Annotated in this window: 13 protein-coding genes; 6 read left to right on the top strand and 7 right to left on the bottom strand. The window is 66.1% G+C overall.

All coding sequences use genetic code 11. The annotated features are described in order from the left end of the window. Positions 1–378: 378 nt before the first annotated feature. Positions 379–3,444, top strand: coding sequence for an ATP-binding protein (locus ACQR1F_RS17650; protein WP_434887603.1), 3,066 nt, complete (start codon positions 379–381; stop codon positions 3,442–3,444). A gap of 8 nt (positions 3,445–3,452) precedes the next feature. Here the strand turns inward: ACQR1F_RS17650 and ACQR1F_RS17645 are convergent, their stop codons facing one another. From ACQR1F_RS17645 to ACQR1F_RS17635, 3 genes are all read right to left on the bottom strand, one after another. Next, positions 3,453–6,578, bottom strand: coding sequence for an NAD(P)-binding protein (locus ACQR1F_RS17645; protein ID WP_434913542.1), 3,126 nt, complete (start codon positions 6,576–6,578; stop codon positions 3,453–3,455). 360 nt (positions 6,579–6,938) lie between these two features. Further along, entirely contained in the window at positions 6,939–8,315 is a 1,377-nt protein-coding gene (locus tag ACQR1F_RS17640; protein WP_434913541.1) for an ATP-binding protein, read from the bottom strand. Between the two features lie 2 nt (positions 8,316–8,317). Continuing rightward, positions 8,318–9,040, bottom strand: a complete 723-nt coding sequence (locus ACQR1F_RS17635; protein WP_434913540.1) for a response regulator — start codon at positions 9,038–9,040, stop codon at positions 8,318–8,320. A 326-nt stretch (positions 9,041–9,366) separates the two neighbouring features. Between ACQR1F_RS17635 and ACQR1F_RS17630 the strand changes: the two genes are divergently transcribed. Continuing rightward, positions 9,367–11,730 carry a polysaccharide biosynthesis tyrosine autokinase gene (locus ACQR1F_RS17630; protein WP_434913603.1) on the top strand — a complete coding sequence of 788 codons (2,364 nt, stop codon included), beginning with the start codon at positions 9,367–9,369 and terminating at the stop codon, positions 11,728–11,730. 69 nt (positions 11,731–11,799) lie between these two features. Here ACQR1F_RS17630 and ACQR1F_RS17625 read toward each other — a convergent pair whose 3' ends face one another. The 3 genes from ACQR1F_RS17625 to ACQR1F_RS17615 all read right to left on the bottom strand — a co-directional run bounded on the left by ACQR1F_RS17625 (position 11,800) and on the right by ACQR1F_RS17615 (position 14,591). After that, complete coding sequence (locus ACQR1F_RS17625; protein WP_434913539.1) at positions 11,800–12,060, bottom strand: hypothetical protein; 261 nt, start codon at positions 12,058–12,060, stop codon at positions 11,800–11,802. Positions 12,061–12,179: 119 nt separating this feature from the next. Then, positions 12,180–13,214: an OpgC domain-containing protein gene (gene opgC, locus ACQR1F_RS17620; protein WP_434913538.1), complete on the bottom strand. Its 1,035-nt coding sequence runs from the start codon at positions 13,212–13,214 to the stop codon at positions 12,180–12,182. A 168-nt stretch (positions 13,215–13,382) separates the two neighbouring features. Beyond that, positions 13,383–14,591, bottom strand: a complete 1,209-nt coding sequence (locus tag ACQR1F_RS17615; RefSeq protein WP_434913602.1) for a WecB/TagA/CpsF family glycosyltransferase — start codon at positions 14,589–14,591, stop codon at positions 13,383–13,385. A 296-nt stretch (positions 14,592–14,887) separates the two neighbouring features. Here ACQR1F_RS17615 and ACQR1F_RS17610 point away from each other — a divergent pair, with 296 nt between their 5' ends. Continuing rightward, positions 14,888–16,279, top strand: a complete 1,392-nt coding sequence (locus ACQR1F_RS17610; RefSeq protein ID WP_316180513.1) for an O-antigen ligase family protein — start codon at positions 14,888–14,890, stop codon at positions 16,277–16,279. A 30-nt stretch (positions 16,280–16,309) separates the two neighbouring features. Here the strand turns inward: ACQR1F_RS17610 and ACQR1F_RS17605 are convergent, their stop codons facing one another. Then, on the bottom strand, positions 16,310–18,361 hold the full coding sequence (locus tag ACQR1F_RS17605; RefSeq protein ID WP_434913537.1) for a glycosyl hydrolase family 28-related protein: 2,052 nt from the start codon (positions 18,359–18,361) through the stop codon (positions 16,310–16,312). A 180-nt stretch (positions 18,362–18,541) separates the two neighbouring features. Between ACQR1F_RS17605 and ACQR1F_RS17600 the strand changes: the two genes are divergently transcribed. From ACQR1F_RS17600 to ACQR1F_RS17590, 3 genes are all read left to right on the top strand, one after another. Next, complete coding sequence (locus ACQR1F_RS17600; RefSeq protein ID WP_434913536.1) at positions 18,542–19,492, top strand: glycosyltransferase family 2 protein; 951 nt, start codon at positions 18,542–18,544, stop codon at positions 19,490–19,492. Between the two features lie 76 nt (positions 19,493–19,568). Next, positions 19,569–20,840, top strand: a complete 1,272-nt coding sequence (locus tag ACQR1F_RS17595; RefSeq protein ID WP_434913535.1) for an acyltransferase family protein — start codon at positions 19,569–19,571, stop codon at positions 20,838–20,840. Between the two features lie 206 nt (positions 20,841–21,046). Then, complete coding sequence (locus ACQR1F_RS17590; protein ID WP_315802918.1) at positions 21,047–21,823, top strand: SDR family NAD(P)-dependent oxidoreductase; 777 nt, start codon at positions 21,047–21,049, stop codon at positions 21,821–21,823. The last annotated feature ends 9 nt before the right edge of the window (positions 21,824–21,832 follow it).

Here is a 21,832-nt window from a genome sequence, read left to right as displayed (position 1 = left end):
CAAATCGTCGCAGGCTTGAACGGTCCCGCCGGCATCGAGGACACCCGAGGGAGCCGTCCGACATCGTTCCCCCCTCCCCGGAGCGACCGCGAGCAATCCGGCACCGTTGCTACTCTGCCACGAATGCGCTATGAGTTGAACATGATCAGCCGGTCCTGGTCGCACTCGAAATGCCAGTACCGCAAACCGATGCTTCGCGCTCGGCGCGCGACGTCGGTCGATACGGGCGCCGCGATCGCGCCCTCATCGCAAGCTCCGCGCTTCGCGCTCATTCGCATTCCGTAATCGTGTCCGGGAGCCCGAACGCAGATGGATTGTGAAACCTGTGGTCGGCCCAATCCACCGGGCTCGGACGTCTGCGGCGGGTGTGGTGGGGCGTTGCGACAGCCGTCATCCGATACGACGACGAGCTCGCGCCTGCTCGGCATGCATCGCGCCGAGCGGCGGCAGGTCACGGCGCTGATCTGCGATCTCGTCGGCTCCGTCTCGCTCACGGTCAGGCTCGATCCGGAAGATATGACCAGCGTCATCGACGCTTTCCTGACGACCTGCGAAAACGTCATCGGCCACCATGGCGGCGCCATCACGCAATATGCCGGCGACGGCGTGCTCGCCTATTTCGGCTATCCGCGCGCGGGGGAAGACGATGCAGCCACCGCGATCCGCGCCGCCATCGCGCTGCGCGACGCCGTCGGCCGGCTCGAGGCCCCGCATGGACAGAAGCTGCGCCTGCGCATCGGCATCGCCACCGGCCTCGTCGTGGTCAGCGACCTCATGCCCCGCGCCGACGGCCGCCCGGTCGACATCGTCGGCGAGACGCCGAATCTGGCGGCGCGGCTGCAATCGATCGCCGCCCCCGACAGCATCGTCGTGGCCCGGACCACCGAGCGCATCGCGCGCGGCATGTTCGACTTCCGCGATCTCGGCACGTTCGCGCTGAAGGGATTCGCCGCACCGGTCGAGGCGTTCGAGGTGCTGGAGGAAGCCGCCGTCGCGAGCCGTTTCCACGCCCGCATTCGCGGCGAAAGCTCCCCTCTGGTCGGGCGCGACCAGGAGCTGGCGCGTCTGTTCGATTGCTGGGCGGCGGCGCGGTTCGGCAGCGGACAGGTGGTGCTGCTCCATGGCGAGCCGGGCATCGGCAAGTCGCGGCTGGTCGAGGAGCTGCGTCGGCGCGTGGCCGACGTCTCCCAGCTGCAGATGATCTGGCACTGCAGCCCCACCCGTTGTGACAGCGTGCTGTATCCGATCTCGGAGCAGCTCGCGCTCATCGCCGGCTTCGACCGCTCCGACGGCGCAGCGACGCGTCGCGACAAGCTCGATCGCTTCATGAACGCGCACGGCGTCGGCGACGCCACGGCGCGCGCCGTGCTCGCCGATATCCTGGGCGTCGCTCCCGAGCCGGACAGTCCGTTGCAGACGATGACCGTCGAGAAGCGCTCGGAGGTCACGCGAGAGACGCTGCTCCGGCTGATCGACATGATGGTGCCGACCGGGCCCGCGCTGCTGGTGCTGGAAGACGCGCATTGGAGCGACACGACCACGCTCGAGCTGCTCGATCGGGCGATCCGGCGCGCCGCACAACGCCGCTGGCTGATCGTGGTCACGGCCCGGCTCGAATATGAGCCGCCCTGGGCCGGGAGCCCGCAGGTCACGCGGCTCCCGCTCGGGCGATTGAGTCACGGCGACGCCGAGCGGATCTGCACCCATGTGGCCGCTTCGGCCGCGCTGCCGGCAGCGACGCTGCGCCAGATCGTCAGCCGTGGCGAAGGCATTCCGCTATTCCTGGAAGAGCTGGCGAAGTACGTCGTCGAAGCCTCCGCGGCGCCCGCACGGGACGGCCATGCGAGCGTGGCCATTCCTGCCTCGCTGCAGGACTCCCTGGTTGCGCGGCTCGACCGATTGGGGCCGGCGCGCCGGATTGCCAATCTCGGCGCCGCCATCGGTCGCCGCTTCAGCTACGATCTGTTGTCGGCCATCGTGGCGGAGCCCGAAGCCAGGCTCGGCGAGAGCCTGGATCAGCTCGTCAAGTCCGGCCTCGTGGAGAGCAGCGGCGCGCCGCCCGACGGCCTCTACACGTTCAAGCACGCGTTGATCCGCGACGCCGCCTACGAGTCCCTGCTCCGGCGCGAACGCCAGACATTGCATGGCAGGATCGCCGCGGTGCTGCGCGATCGCTTTCCCGAGACGCGGGACACCGAGCCGGAGTTGCTGGCCTACCATTTCACCGAGAGCGGCGCGATCGCCGAAGCCATCCCGCTATGGGCGGCCGCGGGCCGGCGCGCCGCCTCGCGCGCCGCGCATGTCGAAGCGGCGCGACATCTGCAAACGGCGCTCGACCTGCTGCGTCATCAATCCGCCGACGGCGAGCGCGCCGACTTGGAGCTCGAGCTCCTGATCGGGCTTGCCGTCAGCCTCGCCGCCTCGCGCGGCTACACCGTGCCCGAGGTCGGCAAGGCGCTGTCCGAGGCACGGGCGATCTGCGACGCACTCGGCAACACCGCCGGCCTGTTCGCCGTGCTGCGCGGCATCTGCAGTTTCCTGATCATCGCGGGCGATCTCGACGGTGCCGAGGAGATGGCGCATCTGTGCCTGGGAATCGGCGAGCAGACCGGCCTTCCCGAGCACCGCATCGAGAGCGGCGTTGCGTTGGGCTACATTCTCTTCGCCAGAGGCGACCTCCCCGCCGCGCGCCGGCTGCTGGCCGCCGCGGTGCAGCTCTATCAGGCGTCGGACGGCGCGCGGCTGCCGCAACTGTCCTCGCAGGATCCGCTGGTCGCCGCCCAGGCCTCGCTGCTGCAGGTGCTGCATGCGATGGGCGACGACGCTGGTGCGGCCGCGGTCGCCAGCGATCTCATCGCGCATGCGCGCCGGCTCGGACGTCCGTTCGACCTCGCCTGGGCGCTGTCGTGGCTCGCCTTCTATCAGCTCGCACGCGGCGACTACGAGGATGTCCTCCTCGCCACCGAGGAAGCCCTGACCATCTGCCGCGACCATGGCTATCCGCTCTATCAGCTGGTGGCGGGCAGCCTGCAGGCGCACGCCCGCGGCCATCTCGGCAGGAATCCAGACGAGGCGCTGGCGGCGGCGTGCGAGGCGCTGCCGGCGTTCCAGACGCTCGGCATGATGCATTTCTCCTGCTTCTATCTCGGCGAGGTCGCCGGCCTGCAACTGATCGTCGGCAACACGGCCGAGGCGATGCAGACGATCGATGCGGCGATCGACGCCGCGCGGCGCTATGGCGACGGCTATTTCCTGTCGCCGCTGCATCGGCGGCGCGCCGAGATCCTGGCCGCCGTTCCGGATCATGCGCCGGGCCAGGTGACGGCCGCGCTGCGCGAGGCCGTCACGGTGGCCGAGGCGCAGGGCGCGGCGGCGTTCCTGCGCCGGGCGGCGGCGCGGCTCGCCGCCGTCGATGATGACGCGCCGAGGCGACAATCGGCGTGACGACCTGTTCAGGCCATGGGGGTGGCCGTCGCGACGGTGAAGTCGATCTCGGCCCAGATGCGCGTGGTCGCGGTCAGGACGAGCTTGCCGTCGACGGGCGTGCCGAGCCCGAGGTCGCGAATGAACGGCAGGCTGTCGAGCGCGCTCATCTCGATCGTCCAGTTGCCCGATTGCAGTTGCCAGCTGCGCAGCGCCGTCAGGTCAAGCGCGCCGTTCAACAGCGTCTTGTAGCTCGCCGCGGTGAGACTGTCCGCCGACCGCGCCTGCTTGAGATAGAACACGGGAATCGGCAGGCCCCAGACGCCGCCCAGGAACGACGCCATGCCGGGCCCGGTCGTCACCTGCTTCAGCCGCTCGTCGTCGGCTCCGGCACAGAGCCGCCGGAACGCATCCGCCGGCGAGGCCACCGCGGTCGCGGTCGGGGGCGATCCGTCCGTGCCTTCGATTCGGATGACGCGCTGCTGGCAGGCATGGGCATCCGGCCCGTAGCAGGCAATCGCCAGCCCCGAGACGTCGAACGGGTCGTTCGATGGCGCGCTGGCCGGCTGGACGATGGTCGCGTGATATTTGGGAAAGCCCCAGACCTCCTGCCCCGCAACCACCGACCAGGCATTGTCGACGAACAGATAGGCAGGCACGAAGCCGATCGATTTCGGCAGCAGGGCACCCCGCTCATAGCTGCCGACCAGGAGCCACAGCCCGATATCGGTCTCGGACATCGTCCCCTGCTCTGCGAAGGGCGGCGTCGCGGCCTGGCTCTTGCGCACCTGGATGACATTGACGAAGGCCATGTCCAGCATCACGCGGAACTGGTCGCGGCCGGCGACGCGGTTGAAGGAGCGGTCGAGAAACCGCTGGCAGGCACCGAGGTCGGCCGGCACGGCGAAGCCGTAGAAGGTCGAGTCGTTGCAGAGATAGGGCGCCGGCGGAAGCGTGATCCATCCGGCGTAGTCGACATAGGCGTTGGTGATGTACGGCTCAGGGCTGGTGGAGACGATCGGAATGTAGACGCCCGACAGCGCCGACGCCGCGGCAAGGCCGGACATCGCCGCGACCTCCACGCATCCGGCGTTGATCTCAGGCACACGGGTCCAGTCGCCGGCGAGGAAGAGATTGTCGTAGCCGGACTTGCCGGGCTCCATCCGGTGCCGCAGCGTGCCAGGCAGGCTCAGCACATAGCGTTCGCTCGGATTGATGTTGGCGCGCCAGAACTGGAAATCGAGCCGCGCCGATCCGCTGATGTCGCTCGGCGCGTGCAGCAGATCCCATCGGAACGAGCTGCCGCTGCCGATGTTCGTCCACAACGTATCGAGCCAGGATGTCATCCAGTCCTTCGATGCGCTCTTCACATAATCCGCCGCCAGCTCTTCGTTGTCCGGCGCGCTCTTGTCGCTCATGACGGCGCAATAATAGGCGATCGAGCGCGGCCCCGGCGCCGGCCAGTCCTCGGCCGGCAGCAGTTGCGACATGTCGGAATAGGTGTCGAGCGGCGGCTTGCAGGTGGTGACGATCGGCCCCATCGTCTCCAGCGACGGTCCGGGCGCCACATAGGGGCCGCCGAGATCCCCGACCGGGCAGTCGAGCCAGAGCTGCAGCGCCATGGTGCGCACGGTTGGGAGATTGCCGACCATGTCGGCCCAGGCCGGCTTCTGCTGCACCAAGGGCCGGCAGATCTCATCGAGCGCGCCGACCGCGATGCCGAGCACCACCTGGTCGAAATCCTGGCCGAGCTGCAGGCTGAGCCGCGCCGCCGGAGGCGGCTGCGGCGGATTGGGAGGACCATAGGCGTTCTCGAAATTATAGCCCTTCAGCGCGTAGTACTCGCCGTTCTCGATCTCCTGCCATTTGGGCTCGGACGGCCAGCACCAGTAGTTCTTCACCAGGACCAGCGGATCATATTTGCCATCGACGAACTCGACCTGCTTGTCGATATGGATGGTCGCGATGTTGCTACCGTCCTCGGTCGGCTCGAGACTCGTGACCTTGTGGAAGAACTTGAAGTTCACGCCACGCCCCGCCAGCAGCTGGTAGATCGGGGTGCAGATCGTATCCCCCATACCGACGACGGACTTATAGAAGAACGCGCCCTTGTAGGTGAAGAACAGCCGCAGCAGTCCCTGAACGGCCGAGCAGGCAGACACTTGCTGCTCCGACGGCTCGCGGGAGCCGCTGCGAAAGGCGAAGATGTATTCATAGAGAGCGGTCACGATGGCGTTGTTGGCAGCCTCTTCGTCCTGCTGCGCCAGAAAGCTGCGGAATTCGAACCTGTCGAGGACTTCCAGCCCGTCCGTCAGGCAGTCGTTCTCGATGATGCCGAGCAGCATGCAGATGCCGAGATTGGTGAGGATCAACAGCCGGCGCAGGCTTTCCTCGAGGCCATCGATCTTCTGATGCTCCTTGACGATGCCGCGGAACGCATGGAGCAGCGCCGCCATGTCGCCCTGGGCATCGCGGCGGATCGCTTCGACGTCACTGTGCAGCTTCTCACCGACGCGGTGAGCCAGCAGCAGCAGCGGATGGCCCTTGCCATTGGACGGGACGGCCGCCAGCCGGGCCCGCCGCTCGGCGGGCATGGCGGCGATCGCCTTCGTCAGTTCGGCATTCAGGTCACCCGGCCAATCCTCGAGATAGTAGTTCAGGTTGAAGATGATGCTGGCGATGGTCCGCAGCAGCAGGGTCGAGAGCGGTGGCACGATGTTGTCGGCGGGCGCCCACAGGCTATCCCGACCGGGATAGACCGATTCGTCGACATCCGGCTGAAACCAGAATGGCCAGGGCAGCCATTGGCCGTCGGTATACTCGGCGTAGAAGATCTCGTTCTGCCGCTTGAAGGCATCATCGATCGTCCTGATCGGGTCGCTCGGCGGTGCATCGAGTGCCTTCAGCGCGGCACGCAGGATGGTGAAGGCGTTCTCGTAGAAGCCGGCCCAGATATGCAGCCCATGCTCCTCGATGCGCTGTCCCTGCTTGGCGTTGCGTCCGCTGGCGGTCTTGCCTCCGAGACGCCAGCCGAGCTGATACAAGGTGATCTCGTAGAGCTCGCCGCGCGGATCGATCTCGCTCAAGGCAAAGGCCGCGCTCAACGCGCCGATGCCGCCGCCCAATATCGCCACGCGGGTCTTTCTTGCTGCCATGTCGATGATCCTGCCCTGACCTCGGACGTTCTCGCCCGGGCGAGCCGGAACGACGTCGTCCATTGGCGCACGAGTCCGCGGTCCGCGCGGCCCGTGCGGTTGAATGACATTCGGTACGATGGGTTTACAAAATCGGCGCCGCGCCCAGTTCAATCCGCGTGGCGATGCAATGAGGATGCATCGAATACCTATCACAATCTCCACGCGATCATCAAGCGGGCGCATCGTCGACGTCGCGTAAGGCGAAGACCAGGCCGCCGCGTCCTTCCCGCCCGCTACGTCGTTGTCTCAACTTTTGCGAGAAGAACGGCGAATTGCCACCGCCTGAAGACAGTGCTCCGATCACCACGCTGCCATCGATCACGTCAGATCGGAATGCACATCGCCGGGCCCGTCGAGAAACAGCGGCAGCCGCACGACGATGCGGGCGCCGCGCGGCGCGTCGGTGATCTCGATGCTGCCACGATGGGCCTCCACCAGCGTCCGCACCACCGCCAGTCCGAGCCCGGCTCCTCCGGTGCCACGATTGCGCGACGTGTCCAGGCGCGTGAACGGCTCCAGCATGGCCTTGCGCTGGTCGCCGGGAATCCCGGGCCCTTCGTCATCGACCGTCAGCACGGCGTGCTCCGGCTGGCGGAGCAGCGAGACATGCGCAGCCTCGCCATATTTGAGCGCGTTGTCGATGATGTTGGCGACGATCCGGCGCAGCGCGACGCGGTCACCGAGCATCAGAAGCTCGCGTCCATCGCCCGCATGGTCGAGACGCACCCGCGCCCGGTGCGCGCGGCGATCATCGACCTCGGCCCGCACCAGCTCGTCGAAGGCGATGAGCTCCTGCGGCAGCTCGCCGGCCCCCGCCCGGCTCGCGAGCAGCGCGTCGTCGAGCAGACGGATCATGTCGGAGATATCGACCACGGCGCGCTGCCGCTCGGCGTCGTCCGGGATCTGGTCGATACGCAGCCGCAGCCGCGTGGCGAAGGTGCGGACGTCGTGAGCAATGCCGCCGACCAGCGCCATGCGCGCCTGCATCAGATCGGCGAGCCGGTCCTGCAGCCGCCCGAACGCCGTGACCACGGCGCGGACCTCGGGCGCGTTGCGGCGGACGTTGGGCAGTGGCACCGCCGCTCCGCCGAGGTCGACCCGGTCGACGGCGGCGGCAAGGCGTGCCAGCGGCCGCGTCTCGCGCTGCATGATGAGGAGCGCGAACAGCGCGACGACCGTTCCGAACAGGCCCGCGCCGAGTCCGATCGGCAGCCCCTGCTGCGTCAGCACCAGCGACGAGCGCGAATCCACGACGAGCACGTCGCCGCCGTTCAAGCCAATGCGAAACTCCAGGGCATTCTGCGGCGCCCGCGAGAGCCGCGGAAACCACCGCCCCTCCGGCTCCGGCACGGAGGTGATGGCCAGCGGGCGCGCACCGAGCGCCTCGGCATAGGCCTCGCGCAATCCGGACCGGACCCGCGCGGGCTCCGTCCGCGGAAGCCGGGCCGCCGCGTCGGCCCCGACCAGCCGGACCTCGAAGCGGTCGGAGGACACGGCATCGACGACCCGGCCCCGCTCCGTCCGGGGCGTTCGCTCGATCAGCTCGGTGAGCGCGGCCAGCCGCATCGGCAGCGGCGTCGCGCCTTCGAGCTCCGCGGTACGGGCGCGGTAGAACCGCGCCAGGGTGACGATCCAGATCGCCAACAGGCCGATGATGACGATGAGGCCGATACGCATCGCAAGCGTCAGCCGCATCATCACGCCACCGGCCTCACCGTCGCCGTGAACAGGTATCCGCCGTTGCGGACGGTGGTGATCAGGTTCGTTCCCGGGCTTGCGGCCTCGAGCTTGCGCCGCAACCGCGAGATCAGCATGTCGACGGTGCGGTCGAAAGGCTCGGCGGAGCGGCCGCGCGTCCAGTCCAGGATCTGGTCGCGGCTCAGCACCCGCCGCGGCCGCTGCACGAAGCAGGCGAGCAGGTCGAACTCCGCCGAGGTCAGTTGGATCGGCGCGCCCTGCGCATCCACGATCTCGATGCTGCGGGCAACAACGTCGAGCACGAAGCGGTCGAAACCGAAACGCCGGCTCGCGTCTCGCGGCGGGCTCGCCTGGGTACGCCGCAACAGCGCGCGCACGCGGGCCAGAAGCTCGCGTGGCCCGAAAGGCTTGACCATGTAGTCATCGGCGCCGAGCTCCAGCCCGACCACGCGATCGATCTCGTCGCTCTTGGCCGACAGCATCAGGATGGGAATGTCGTCGCTCGCCCGCAGCCGGCGGCAGATCGAAAGCCCGTCCTCTCCCGGCAGCATCAGGTCGAGAATGATGAGATCGGGGCGCAGCCGCCGCAGCACGGCATCCATCGCCGCCGCCGTGGCGGCGACCTCGATCTCGAACCCTTCCCGGCGCATGAAATCGCTCACGAGCCGGCTGATCTCCGGGTCGTCCTCCACCATCAAAAGCGTGGCCGCAGGCATGCTCATCGCCAGGACTGATGCCCAAAACCCGCGGCTTGGCAATGGTCCGGCGACGGCTGTTACCCACCGTTACGCCACGGCCAAATACCGAGACGCAGGCGAGCGGGACGCCGGTATCCGCCGGCCGGATAAGCCCTTGCGGGCGCGCGGGCGCGCTCCGCACCGGCGATATTTAATTCGAAAGGCCACTTGCTGAGCAAAACCTTATTTAATATAAATTAAATTAAGCGGCAGTCCCAGATCATTTAATGGCTCCGAATATATAAATTCTCGTTCTCGCAGGCAATCGGACGGCTCCGACGTCCGAAACGCAACTGATGAAGCTTCAAAACATGCTGCACAATCCCAACGCGAGCACGGCTGCCTACCCCCCTCAGCAGGAGCAGGGCTGGGACCGGAATGGACCCGGGCCGTTCGACATGGCACTGGGATTCCTGCGCCGGCACTATCTGGTGATTGCGATCACCACCGTGCTTTCGCTCCTGGCCAGCTTCGCCCTGCTGAAAATCCTGCCGCCGACCTACTCGGCGGACGTCAAGATCATGCTGGGCACCTCGAAGGCCGCGGCCGTGCAGCCGCAACCTGCGGTTCAGGACGAGCCGCCGCTCGACATGGAATCGCAGATCGAGATCCTGAAATCCAAGTCGATCGCGACCGCCGTCATCAAGCAGTTGAACCTGGCCGACGACCCCGACTTCAACGGTAAAGGCAGCCCGCTGCACGGTGCGGTCAACGCGGTCCGCAGGCTCGTCGGTTTGGCGCCGGAGCCAAACGCGCCGTCCATGGACGATCTCCTCGACGAATTCCAGCGCCGGATGAACGCCTTCAGGATCGGCACCAGCTCGGTCGTCGAGGTCGATTTCAGCGCCAGCGATCCCCATCGGGCGGCGATGATCGCCAATGCCATCGCCAAGGAGTATTTCGATCAGCAGCTGAAGGCGGAGGCCAACGAGCAGCGCACCATCACGGCCTGGCTCCACGACCGCCTGCAGGACCTCGGCAACGACGCGACGACGGCCGAGCGCGCCGTCAACGAGCTGAAGAGCCGGTACAATATCGTTTCGGCAGACGGCAAGCTCATCGACCAGCAGCAGGTCACAGAACTCACCAACCGTCTGGTGGCGGCGCGCACCCATACCGCCTCGCTGATGACCCGGCTCAATCGGTTCGACGACATGCTCGCGACGAGCAATGCCGATATGCCGGTCGACCGCATTGCCGCCGTCTCCGACTTCTCCCCGGCGGAACTCAGCGGCAATCTCAATCCGCCGGACGGCCTCTCCTTGAGCAATTCCAACAGCACGACGATCATCAACAGCCTGCGTCAGCAATATCTCGATAACGCCAAGCGCGAGTACGAATATGCTGCGAAATATGGCAACGATCACGTCGCCGTCGTCAATATCCGTGCGACGATGAAGAGCATCCGTCAGGCCATGCTCGACGAGGTGCGGCGCCTTGCCGACGTCGCCAAGCATGACTATGCGGAGGCCAAGCAGCAGCAGCAGGAGATCGAGAGGCAGCTGGCGCAAGCCGTTGGCAAGTCGCAGGACACCAGGGCCGCGGAGGTCAGCATCCGCGAGCTGGAGACGAGCGCCAAGAGCTATCGTGCCCTCTACGACACCTTCCTTCAGCGCTACATGGGCTCGGTCCAGCAGGGCTCCTTCCCGATCGCCAAGGCGCGTGTGATCTCCGCCGCCACACCACCGAAGAAGAAGATCAAGCCGAAGTCCATCGTGCTGATGGCGATCGGCCTGTTCGGCGGCCTGGCGCTCGGGGGCGGCCTTGGCCTGCTCGCAGAGGCCAAGGACCGCAGCTTTCGAACGACCGACCAGGTCGAGGATCGCCTGCGCCTGCCCTGCCTCTCGGTCGTCCCTCTGCTCAAACGAGGAGAAGTCGACAAGTTCACCAAGAAAGCGACGGCCAACGCCGTTGCCAAGGTCGAACCGGACTGCAGCCAGCGAATGGTCTCGAGAGGCCCCGGGACCTGCTGGGCCGCATCCGCGATGCCCACTTCGCGCTTCGCCGAATCCATCCGCTCGTTGAAAGTCGCCATCGACCAGGATCCGAACCGGACGTCGCGGAAGGTCTTCGGACTGACGTCCGCCCTGCCGAACGAGGGCAAGTCCATCATCGCCGCGTCGCTGGCGCAGTTGATCGCCAATTCAGGCAAGCGGGTGATCGTGGTCGACTGCGACCTCAGGAATCCGTCGCTGTCCGCCATGCTCGCCCCCGATGCCGGGACCGGGATCGCCGACATCGTCTCGGGAGGGCGTCAGCTCGCGGACGCCGTCTGGACCGACCCGGTGACGCGCCTGGATTTTCTGCCCGGAATGGGCGCCGCACAGCGCGACACCAGCGATATCCTCGGCAACGAGCAGATGCGCAAGCTGTTCGAGCAGCTCCGCGAAGCCTATGACTACGTCATCGTCGATCTTCCGCCGCTCGCTCCCGTCGTCGACGCGCGGGCCATCTCGGCGCTGCTCGACAGCTTCGTCCTTGTCGTGGAATGGGGACGGACGCCCGCGGAGGTGGTCGAGCATGCGCTGAACACGGCGCCCAACGTCTACGATGCCCTGTTCGGCGTCGTGCTCAACAAGACCGACATGAAGGCGCTGAAGCGCTACGCCCATCACTTCGGCGACTACTACAACCACAAATACTATGCCCGTTACGGGAGCGTGATGGCCGAGTAGGTCCATCGGCGCGCGCTTGCCGGTGCGCGCGCCATGGACGGCGACCGATGACGGAGATTCAATCGGCCGTCAGCGCTGGTGCTCGGCGCGAATGGATGGCTGGGCGATTCCGGCACGCTCCAGAGCGCTGCGAACGTAGATCCCCGAGAGATAGCCGACCTGGAGTGCAACCAGACCGGCGCCGGCATAGAGCGCGGCCGGCAGCCCGCTGACGATCGACGCGGCGATGCACTCCATGAAGACGATCGCGGCGAGCGCCAGCAGCGTGCGCACCGTGAACATGGTCCCGGCAACCACCCCGGCTGCAAAATGAAGCGCTATCACCCACATCAGTTCATGCCTCCTCGGGCGTCTCGAGAGGCTAGCGGCCAATGGTTAGCGATGAGCTAAGCCGCCCGGGAGGATTCGAACAAGCGCATCGGAGCAACACTTTCAGGCGAAAGATGCGCCTACGGCCCGCTGAGCGGGTGCAGCATTGTCTGGCGGTTCTGCCAGTGCGCCCGGTAGAGCCAAAGCACCGCGGTCACCAGGACGACATCGAACAGACCCATCACGGTCTGGCCGTAAACCTGCGGGTGGACGCCGCCCAGGAGGAGCGCGAGTTTTACCGATTGCCGCACCACCTCCGACCCGAGGAACGCGATCAGCGAGTTCTGGCCGACGTTGAGGATGAGCGCGACTGCCGGCGATCGCCGGGTGCGCGCGTACACCGCCCACAGCAGCGCCAACAGCAGCGGCAACGTCCAAAGCAGGTTGAGGAGCTTGTCGAACCGATAGGGGTATTTTTCGCCGTTGCTGGGAAAGCCGAGGCTGTAATCGAGCAGCAGCCCGAAGATGAATATCCCCGCCAGCGCCGTGTAGAACGCGGGTCCGATCAGACGGTTGGACCGATGGAGATCTCCGAGCCAGATACCGACCACGAAGAACATCTGCGCCTGGAGCGAGAACAGCAGCAGAATGACGGCCGGATTCTCGAGCTCGGCGGCCGTGCTCGTGTTGCTGAACCAGGTGCACGCCACGAAGATCGCAGCCGACAACGCGAGCACCTGGAGCCTGCCGCGCTTAAACACCGGCAGGATCACCGGCAGCAGCAGGAACATCAGCCCGTAGAACTTGAGGATCGTGATGGCGGTCGGCTCGGACTGAAACGTCAGCACGTCGAGAATCGCCTGCCCCACCGGCTCTCGCTTCTTCCCCAGAACAGCCATGCCGACCGCGACCGGCACCGAGATGACGAAATAGGCGGCGAGCACCTTCAAGCCGCGGGCGACGAGCTCTCCATGTCTCTCCTTCTGCAGATAGACGTAGCCGACCATGAATCCCGAGATCACGACGAAGAGCTCGGCGAAGGGATTGAATTTCGTGAACAGATCGACGGAGTCCGGAAAGACGTTGGCCGTGTGATGATAGAACACGAACAGCATCGCGCAGCTTCGATAGAAGTCGACCAGAAGCTCGCGCCTCTTCTGGCCTGCCGCACTCACCGCTCAATCTCCGAACACGCGTCGCTCGATGGGCGACCGTCAGCCGGTGGGCGCCGGTCGGACTGACGGCTCAGGCAATCCTTCGCAACGCGGGCGAGCGTCGCGGCGGCGATCATCGAACCACCGACTGTTGAAGCCGTGGTGCGACCGATGACAGGCCTCCCCCGCTCATTGCCGGTCCAGACCGCCGAAGCGGAAGATGCGGGCCATCAGCGGCGAAACGCCCACGAAGGTCGCGGTACAGCCCTGGGCTTCCAACTGCTTCCTCAGCATCAGCAGCAATCCAAGAAAGCGCGCATCGATGGCGCAGACGTTGGAGAAATCGACCGTGACCGGCTTACGGGACGCCGTCGCGGCGCGGAAAACCGGAATGGCCCGGTCGACGTGGCGCGAGTCGGCGGGCCCCGACAGGCTGAGCGTGACCACACGTGTCCCATAGTCCTGCGTGATGGTCAGCGCCTCACCCCGCTCATGCGTGCGGCGCATCCACCAGGTCCACACCACGAACGGCAACACGTGGGTGAGCATGAGGCCGAGCATCGCCGTGCCGTCCTTCCAGTAGCGGCGCCAGAGATAGGGCTCCTCCTTGATGCGCCACAGCCACTCGAAGCCTGATCGGCGCAGGAACGCCGGTGCGCGCTTCACGGTCCCGGCCTGGAAGTTGAGCGCGGCGCCGAGGTGGGCGCGAACCGGAATCTCGAGGCGCTCATGGTTGCGCTGCAGCCATGATTGTCCCTTCACGCTGCTCAGGGAGGCAACCAGGAAGTCCGCCCCGCTGGCATTGATCTCGTCGATGATGTGATCCCGGCTCAACTCCTCGGCTGACAAATAACCGGGGTTCGACCAGCCCACGCACTCCAATCCCGCCGACTGACCGTTCAGCGCCCGGGCGGCCCGTTCGGCGGCCCCCTCCGGGCCACCGAAAAGAAAGAGCTTCAGCGCGCTCGCCGGCGCGGCCTCCGACTTCAGCGCGTCGAAGATGTCCGCGCCGGCCGTCCGGCTCTTGATCGGAATCCCGAGCAGCCTGGCGATCCAGACCACCGGCATGCCGTCCACCGTGCAGAGATCGCTCAGGATCAGCGACTCCCTGAAACTCCTGTTCGACTGGCTGGCGACAAGGAAGTTGAGATTGGGGGTCGAAATGAGAAGCCGCGTTCTTTGTTGAGCAGCATCGCGGATGCGGCGCAGCACGCCGCGCATGTTGATGGCATCGACCGGTATTCCGAGGACGCAATAGACGTCGCGCGCGAGGTCGTCGGGAATTGCGGCGTCGGCCGGGGCGACAGCATCGACCTCCGGCCGATCGCGACCCGCCCCGGAGCGCCCCACGCGATAAAGGGAGGATCCCGGCTCCTGCAATTCATGCGTGGTCAGCATCAACCGCTCTCCCTCAATCTGCCCCGCCGCACGAGGCTGCCGGGCCGCGGACCCTTGCCGCACCTCCCCGACCGAAAAACGTGCGACCTAAAAGCCACTATTTAATTTTAAATCACATGATTTATTTAATACGATTTATTTGTGAATGCCAGAGCAGATTTGCGGCGCGTCCGCAGCGATACCTTCCGAGCACGTGTCGAAGGTTCTTTTATTTAATTCCATCTCTGGATAATATCATGGACGGTATTCCCGGCGGCTGCCGGGGGCCGCCCCGTTCGAATATCCGAGTGAGATTGATGCCGAGAATTGCAGCGAGCACGTCGATGTCGGCCGGGCCGCAGGCCTCCGCGGGGACGTTCGACGTCTGCGCGCTGATTCCGGTCCTCGCCTTCGCCTACTCGTCGCTCATTCAGCCGCTGATCTATTTCAGCTTCCCGCCATCGCCCGGACTCCAGGGCTTGCTCGAGAGCAGGGTCGAGAACCGGGTCTTCTGGCCTGTTCTCGCGGCCGTCGCCATCATCGTTACGATGCAACGCCTCGCCCGCGGCGAGCGGTTTGCCGTTCCGCCCAACATCATCAGTCTCTGCGCCTATTTTGGATTGGCTGGCGCCAGCATTGCGTGGGCATTCAAACCCGAATTCGCCTTCGTCCGTTTCGTCCAGGAAGCGATGGTCCTCACCGCCATCGTGCTGCCCGCCCTGCTATCGAGGCCGAGCGCCGACATCCTGCGCGGCATGTTCCTCTGCTTTGCAGCGGGGGCGATCCTCAATGTTCTGCTGATCCCCGGCGGCTACGCGACCTACGCGCAGTACGGCAACGCGCTGGTCGACATCGGTTATCAGGGCTACTTCTCGGGCAAGAACCTGCTGGGCGAGTTTGCTGCCATCGCCTTCCTGCTGTCGGTTCACGAGCTGCTCTATCCCGGCACGCGCCGCGCGCTTGGGATCGTCGTCGCCGCCGCTGCCGTCGTCCTGATCTTCTTGTCCAGTTCGAAGACCGCGCTCGGCCTCGCTCTGGTCGCCCCGATCCTGGCCGTCCTGACGCTGGCGCTTGCGAGAACGCTGCGGGTTGCACCGCTTCTGATCCTGATGGCGATCATCCTCGGCTACTTCGTGGTCGGCGAGCTCGCGGGCTTCACGACCGGCCGCATCGCCTATCTGCTGACGGGTGATTCCAGCTTCACCGGCCGGACGACCATATGGGCCTTCTCGAATCTGGAGATCGCGAAGCGGCCGCTCCTGGGATGGGGCTATCAGAGCTTCTGGCTGGTCGGCGCCGACGCACCAAGCATCACCGATGCGCCCGGCTGGGTGAAGGCCATGCCGAACTCCCACAACGGCTACTACGATGCGATGCTGGAGCTGGGCTATGTGGGCTTTGCCTTTCTCCTCGTCTTTCTGGCGGCCACCGTTCACGTCATCGGCCGCGTGATGAAGCACGACTACAAGCGGGCGTGGATCCTGCTGTCCGTCGCGCTGTTCGTCATGCTCTACAACCTGCTCGAAACCCTGTGGCTGCGCGCGTTCGACGTGACCTGGGTGGTGTTCGTGCTCGTCACGGTCGAGGCCGCGCGATACTGGCGGAGGTCACAACAGAGCATGCCCGCCGCTCAGCCGGCGAACAGGCGGCCGGCTCGTTGGAGCCGTACACGGCCGGCTTGGCGCCCGCGGCTCGGCGTCCGCACCTGACGGAAACCCGTTGGACGTCTCACGCCGGCTCTATTGCGTTGATCCCGGCGCGGCCGCGAATGGCGCGCCCGCCTCGAATCTCGCCTTGGCCGGCAACGTATGCAGCTTGGTATCGCTGGTCGGGTCCACCCAGGGCCACGGATGATCGCCGAAAAAGCCGGGTTTGGCTCTGAGATACAGCGACGCCGGCAGCGGCTGCGCCGCGAGAGCGTCGGTCCAGACCACCTTGCCGGTGAGATAGTCGAAATTGCCGCCGCGGATCACCGTGGCCAGCGTCTTCGGATCGGGCGCCATGGTCCATCGCTCCGGGTCGTAGCCAAGCATCCAGACGTTGCCGACACCGCCCTGCCCCCAGGCGGCCGTGCCGGCCCGCATCGATGGATCGTCGTAGGTCCAACCGCCCATGCGTCCGGGTCGGCCCAGCACATTGCCGGCGAACGAATCCCACCACGAGCCGTAGGCGAGACCCACGGCCCGGATGCCCGAGCGATCGACGAAGCGCTGGCGCTGGCCGGTGAGATGGTTGCGGAAAAAAGTGAGATAGATCGCGTTGCCGTGCGTGTAGTCGCTGTCGGCATTGTGGGACAGATTGCCTTCGAACAGGACGTGATGCGCGCCGGCCATGTGCGAGGCGTTGATGCCGACCTCGACCCAGCCGGGATTGTCGAAATCGAACGAGTCGTCGGCATAATTATAGCCGACGACGCTGCCGGCGCCCGACGACCGAAACACCATGTTCTTGCAGACATCGACCAGGATGTTGTTCTCGATCAGGACCTCCGAGGAGCCCGCCGCCAGGCTGATCGCGTAGCCCGCCCCGCCCGGCTGCGGCCACGAGCCGGCGTGAATGTAGGAGTCGCGGAGCTCGATCCGGAACGAATTGTTGATCGCCACGCCCTCGCCGAGCCATTGTGTCACCTCGACGGATCTGGCCCAGGAATAAGCGGCGGCTTCGAACCGCAACGCGCCGTCCGCCCCGCCGATGATGCTCAGATCTTCGACACCCACCCTGGCAACGTGGATGTCGCGATTATTGGCGGCGTGGCGACCGCTGTTCGGGTCGGTGCTGTAGGGCGTGAGCTGCGCCTGGTGATCCCTGCGATAGCTGATCGTGAGCGGCGAGGTGAATGTCACCGTGCTGCCGGTGACCGAGGCGATCTCCTTGATCTCGGCGGTCGCCCGGTCGGTCCGGGCGAACCACGACATCGACTTCGGCAGCACACCGGGGGTCTGGTCATATGGACCTCCGGCATTCGCGCCGGCATTGTCGTCCCCCGGCTGAACCGGATCGTGCATGTTCCAGGCGACCCGATCGCCTTGCCAGACCTTCGCTCCCGCCGGAAAGCCGGCCGGTGTCGCCTGCCACGATGCGCCCGAGACCTCGTCGAGCAGAACGAAATCCCCCGGCTTCAGGTTCGCGGTGTTGGCAAGGGTCACAGTCGACGTTCCCTGAACGCCGTCGGCCAGCAGGTCCTGCGACGCGCTGCTGTCGGAGCCATTGTTCCAGCGCGAAGGTCCGACGATGATGATCGGCTTGGGATCATAGCTGTACGTGCTCGGATCGACCGGCGTCAGGATTCCCTTGGTGCCGGCAATCACGGCCGACGTTCGTGCCCGTGCACCGTTGGTTTTCACCAGCCTGGTCACACCCGCGCCCGCGCCGCGCAGCGTCACCGGCCGTCTGATCAGGAGCGGCTCGTTGACGATGAACGTCCCGGGGCCGAGCATCACCACCTGGCCGGCGGGCGCGGCGGTCAGGGCGGCCTGGATCGCGCCGCTGTCGTCTCTCCCGCTCGGAGACAGCGCGCGATAAATGATGGTGCGGTTCGGAATACCGCCGGCTGACATCAGCCCGGGATTCCAGGCTGCGAGACGCTCCACCGGCAGCAGATTGCCGGCCAGTGACGGCCCGGCGGACGCGGTCGGCTCGGCGGCTGCGGCAATGCCGCGGACAGACAGCAGGGCAAGCGCTGCCGTGAGCAGCGCCGGGATGCAGGCGGCGTCGATCCGGCGCGTCCCACGCGCGACCGGCCGGGCCGAAGCCTGGGTGCAGCCGGGGATCACGGGGCCGATGCCATCCATGTTAACCTCTCGCAGGACCGGTCACAGCGAACGAGGGCGCCGATTTAAAAACACCATGACTTTGACACGCGCCCTGACATAATATTAATTCACGATTTAATTTATTGAAAGGCGGCCGGCGACGCCCCTGCTCGGCAGAGATTCGTCGCAATCTTCCGCCTTCGGCAAGGGATTTGATACGTGACGCCATCGCGCCGCTACCTGCTCATCTCGCCCTGCCGGGACGAGGCCCAATACCTCCGCCGGACTCTCGACAGCGTCGCTGCGCAATCGGTGCCGCCGGCGCTGTGGATCGTGGTGGACGACGGATCGACCGATGACACCCCGGCCATTCTCGACGAGTACGCCCGGCGCCTGCCCTATCTGCGCGTGATCCGCCGCGCCGATCGTGGCGGACGCAAGGTCGGGCCCGGCGTGATCGAGGCGTTCTATGCCGGGCTGGAGAGCGTGCGGCTGGAGGATTTCGACTATCTCTGCAAGCTCGACATGGACCTCGATCTGCCCGCGCGCTACTTCGAGCTGCTGATGGAGCGGATGGAAAGCGATCCGCGGGTCGGGACCACCTCGGGCAAGCCGTGGTTCGTCCATCCCCAGACCGGCGCGCTCGAGCCGGAGGTCTGCGGCGACGAGATGTCGGTCGGGATGACCAAGTTCTACCGCGTCGCCTGCTTCCAGGAGATCGGCGGTTTCGTGCGCCAGGTGATGTGGGACGGCATCGACTGCCACCGCTGCCGCATGCTCGGCTGGATCGCCGAGAGCATCGACAGCGAAGCGCTGCGCTTCATCCATCTGCGGCCGCAGGGCGCCAGTCACAAGGGCATCTGGACCGGGCGGCTGCGCAAGGGTTTTGGCCAGTACTTCATGGGAACGTCGCCGCTGTATCAGTTCGCGGTGGCGGTCTATCACCTGCCGGCCTATCCCGCCCTGATCGGCAGCACCGCGATGCTGTGGGGCTATTTCCGGAGCTGGCTGACGGGCCTGCCGCGCTACGACGATCTCGAATTCCGCCGCTTCCTCCGCGCCTACCAGCACGCCTGCCTGCGCCTCGGCAAGCGCGCCGCCACGGCCCGGATCAACGCGGAGCGGGCCCAGCTCTGGCGGGCCAGCCACGCCGCGGCCGACACGCGATGACGCTCGGCGGCCGATCGCCGCGGCACTGACACGACGATTACGAAGCTACGTGTTTCTCCGACACCGTCTGGACAGCATGGCCAAGATTCTCGAGCTCAGCCGCCTTCGTGCCGCTTCCGCCGCGCCGCCGATGACGGCTCCCGGCGGCGAGGGGACCGCGCCGGCAGCGTCCCGCAGCACGAACGCCCATGGCAGCGCATCCCCGATCATTCCATCACTCGACGGCATCCGCGCGCTCTCGGTGCTGATCGTGGTGCTGGGCCATTCCGGACTTCAGGCCATCGTCCCCGGCGGCTTCGGCGTCACCATCTTCTTCTTCCTCAGCGGCTTCCTGATCTCCACGCTCATGCTGGCCGAGCACGAGCGAACCGGGGAGCTCGACGTTCCCAGTTTCTATGCGCGGCGCGTGTTCCGGCTGATGCCGCCTCTGCTGCTGTCCCTGGCGATCGCCTACGGCCTGACCGCCGCCGGCCTGCTGGACGGCGGAATGACCGTCAAGGGCCTGGCCGCCCAGGTGTTGTATTTCGCCAACTATTACGGCCTGTTCTTCGATCCCGGCAACACGGTGCCCGACGGCACCGGCATTCTCTGGTCGCTCGCGGTCGAAGAGCATTTCTACATCGTTTATCCCTTGCTGATGACGCTGCTGCTCGGATCGGCGCTGCGGCCGCGCACCATCGGCGCGCTGCTCGGGCTCGTCTGTCTCGGCGTCCTCGCCTGGCGCTTCCATCTCGTGCATGCGCCTGGGTTCTTCTCCGACCGCACCTATTACGCCTCGGACACCCGCATCGACTCGATCGCCTATGGCTGCATTCTGGCGCTGGTCATGAACCCGGTGCGGCAGCGCTCTGCCTCGGGGCGGATGTCGGCGGCCCAATGGGCGCTGCTGGCCGGCGCCGTCGCGGCGCTGCTGGTCTCGCTGGTCTACCGTGATCCGGTGTTCCGGGAGACCGCGCGCTACAGCCTTCAGGGCCTGGCGCTGATGCCGTTGTTCTATTTCGCGGTGCGTTTCGCCGACGCGCCGCTGTTTCGTGATCTCAACCGCTCCTGGGTGATGACGCTCGGCACCTATTCCTATGCGATCTATCTGATCCACAACGTCGTGATCCGAACGATCGACAAGAACCTGCCCGCGATCGCCGCCAAGCCGTACCTCCTGTTTCCGCTCGCGCTCCTGATCTCCGTCATCTACGCGGCGGCGATCGAGCGCTTCATCGAGCCGTATTTCAGGCAGCTCCGGCACAAGTTCAGGCCTGCGCCTGCTGCCGGAGCGGTGCATGACGCGTCCGGCGCAGACTGGCCGCTCGGCAACCGTCTCGCCGAGAGTCCGACGCCGCGCGCATCCTGAGCGGATCGACCCACGTCACCGCTCGATCGGCTGCGGCACAAATGCGTCAAATTGTGCAATTTAAATAATTAGTCCCGCATTTAATACTGCGACCCGGGCGAATGAATACTTTCGGGGACGGGTGGATGCGGATCGCGCGCGCGGTTGCACGACGAATTCGGCGAAACACGCTCGGTCCCCTGCCGGACGATCCGGCGCTGCGCCCGTTGAAGTCCCCGCTCCAGATCAATCTCTCGGGCAAGGTCGCGCTGGTCACCGGAGCGGCCGGAGAGCTCGGCCGGCCGATCGCCCGGACGCTCGCGGCCTGTGGTGCGAAGGTCGCGATCCATTATCTGACGGCGCGGGCTGCCGCCGAAAGACTGTGCGAGGAGCTGAACGAGCTTCAGCCGCAACATGCCTGCACGATCTCGGGCGACGTCGCCGAGCTCGAGGACGTGCAGGCCATGCGCCGCGCCACCGAGCGCGCGCTCGGTCCTGTCGATATCGTCGTGAACAATGCGGTGACATGGTACGACGAACGTCCCGTGGTCGAGCAGACACCCGACCAGTTCGACAAGGTGTTCCGCTCTTCGGTCCTGCAGGCCTGGGCGACCGCGCGGGTGTTTTCCGGACCGATGATCGAGCGGAAATGGGGACGCCTCATCTCTCTCGGCACGGAGATGACGAGCCTGGCCCTGCACAACCGCGCGCCATACACGGCGGCCAAATGCGCCATGGACGGCATGCTCCGATCGCTGGCGCGGGAGCTCGGAGGGCATGGCATCACGGTGAATCAGGTCGCCCCGGGCTGGGTCATCTCCGACAGGGACCGCCGCGACCGCGACGAGGTGCAGCCGCTCTACGAGCGGTCAGTGCCGCTCGGGCGGCGTGGCTACGATCAGGACGTCGCCAACATGATCGCGTTTCTGGCCTCGGACCTCGCCGGCTTCGTGACCGGCGTTCGCGTGCCAGTGTGCGGCGGAATCGTCATGCCGGAAGCCTGACCACGCGCG

The organism is Bradyrhizobium sp. HKCCYLS3013, from assembly GCF_051167615.1.
In the GTDB taxonomy this organism is placed as follows: domain Bacteria; phylum Pseudomonadota; class Alphaproteobacteria; order Rhizobiales; family Xanthobacteraceae; genus Bradyrhizobium.
The sequence above is the reverse complement of the archived record's forward strand: the minus strand, read 5'-3'. Positions and strand labels throughout refer to the sequence as shown.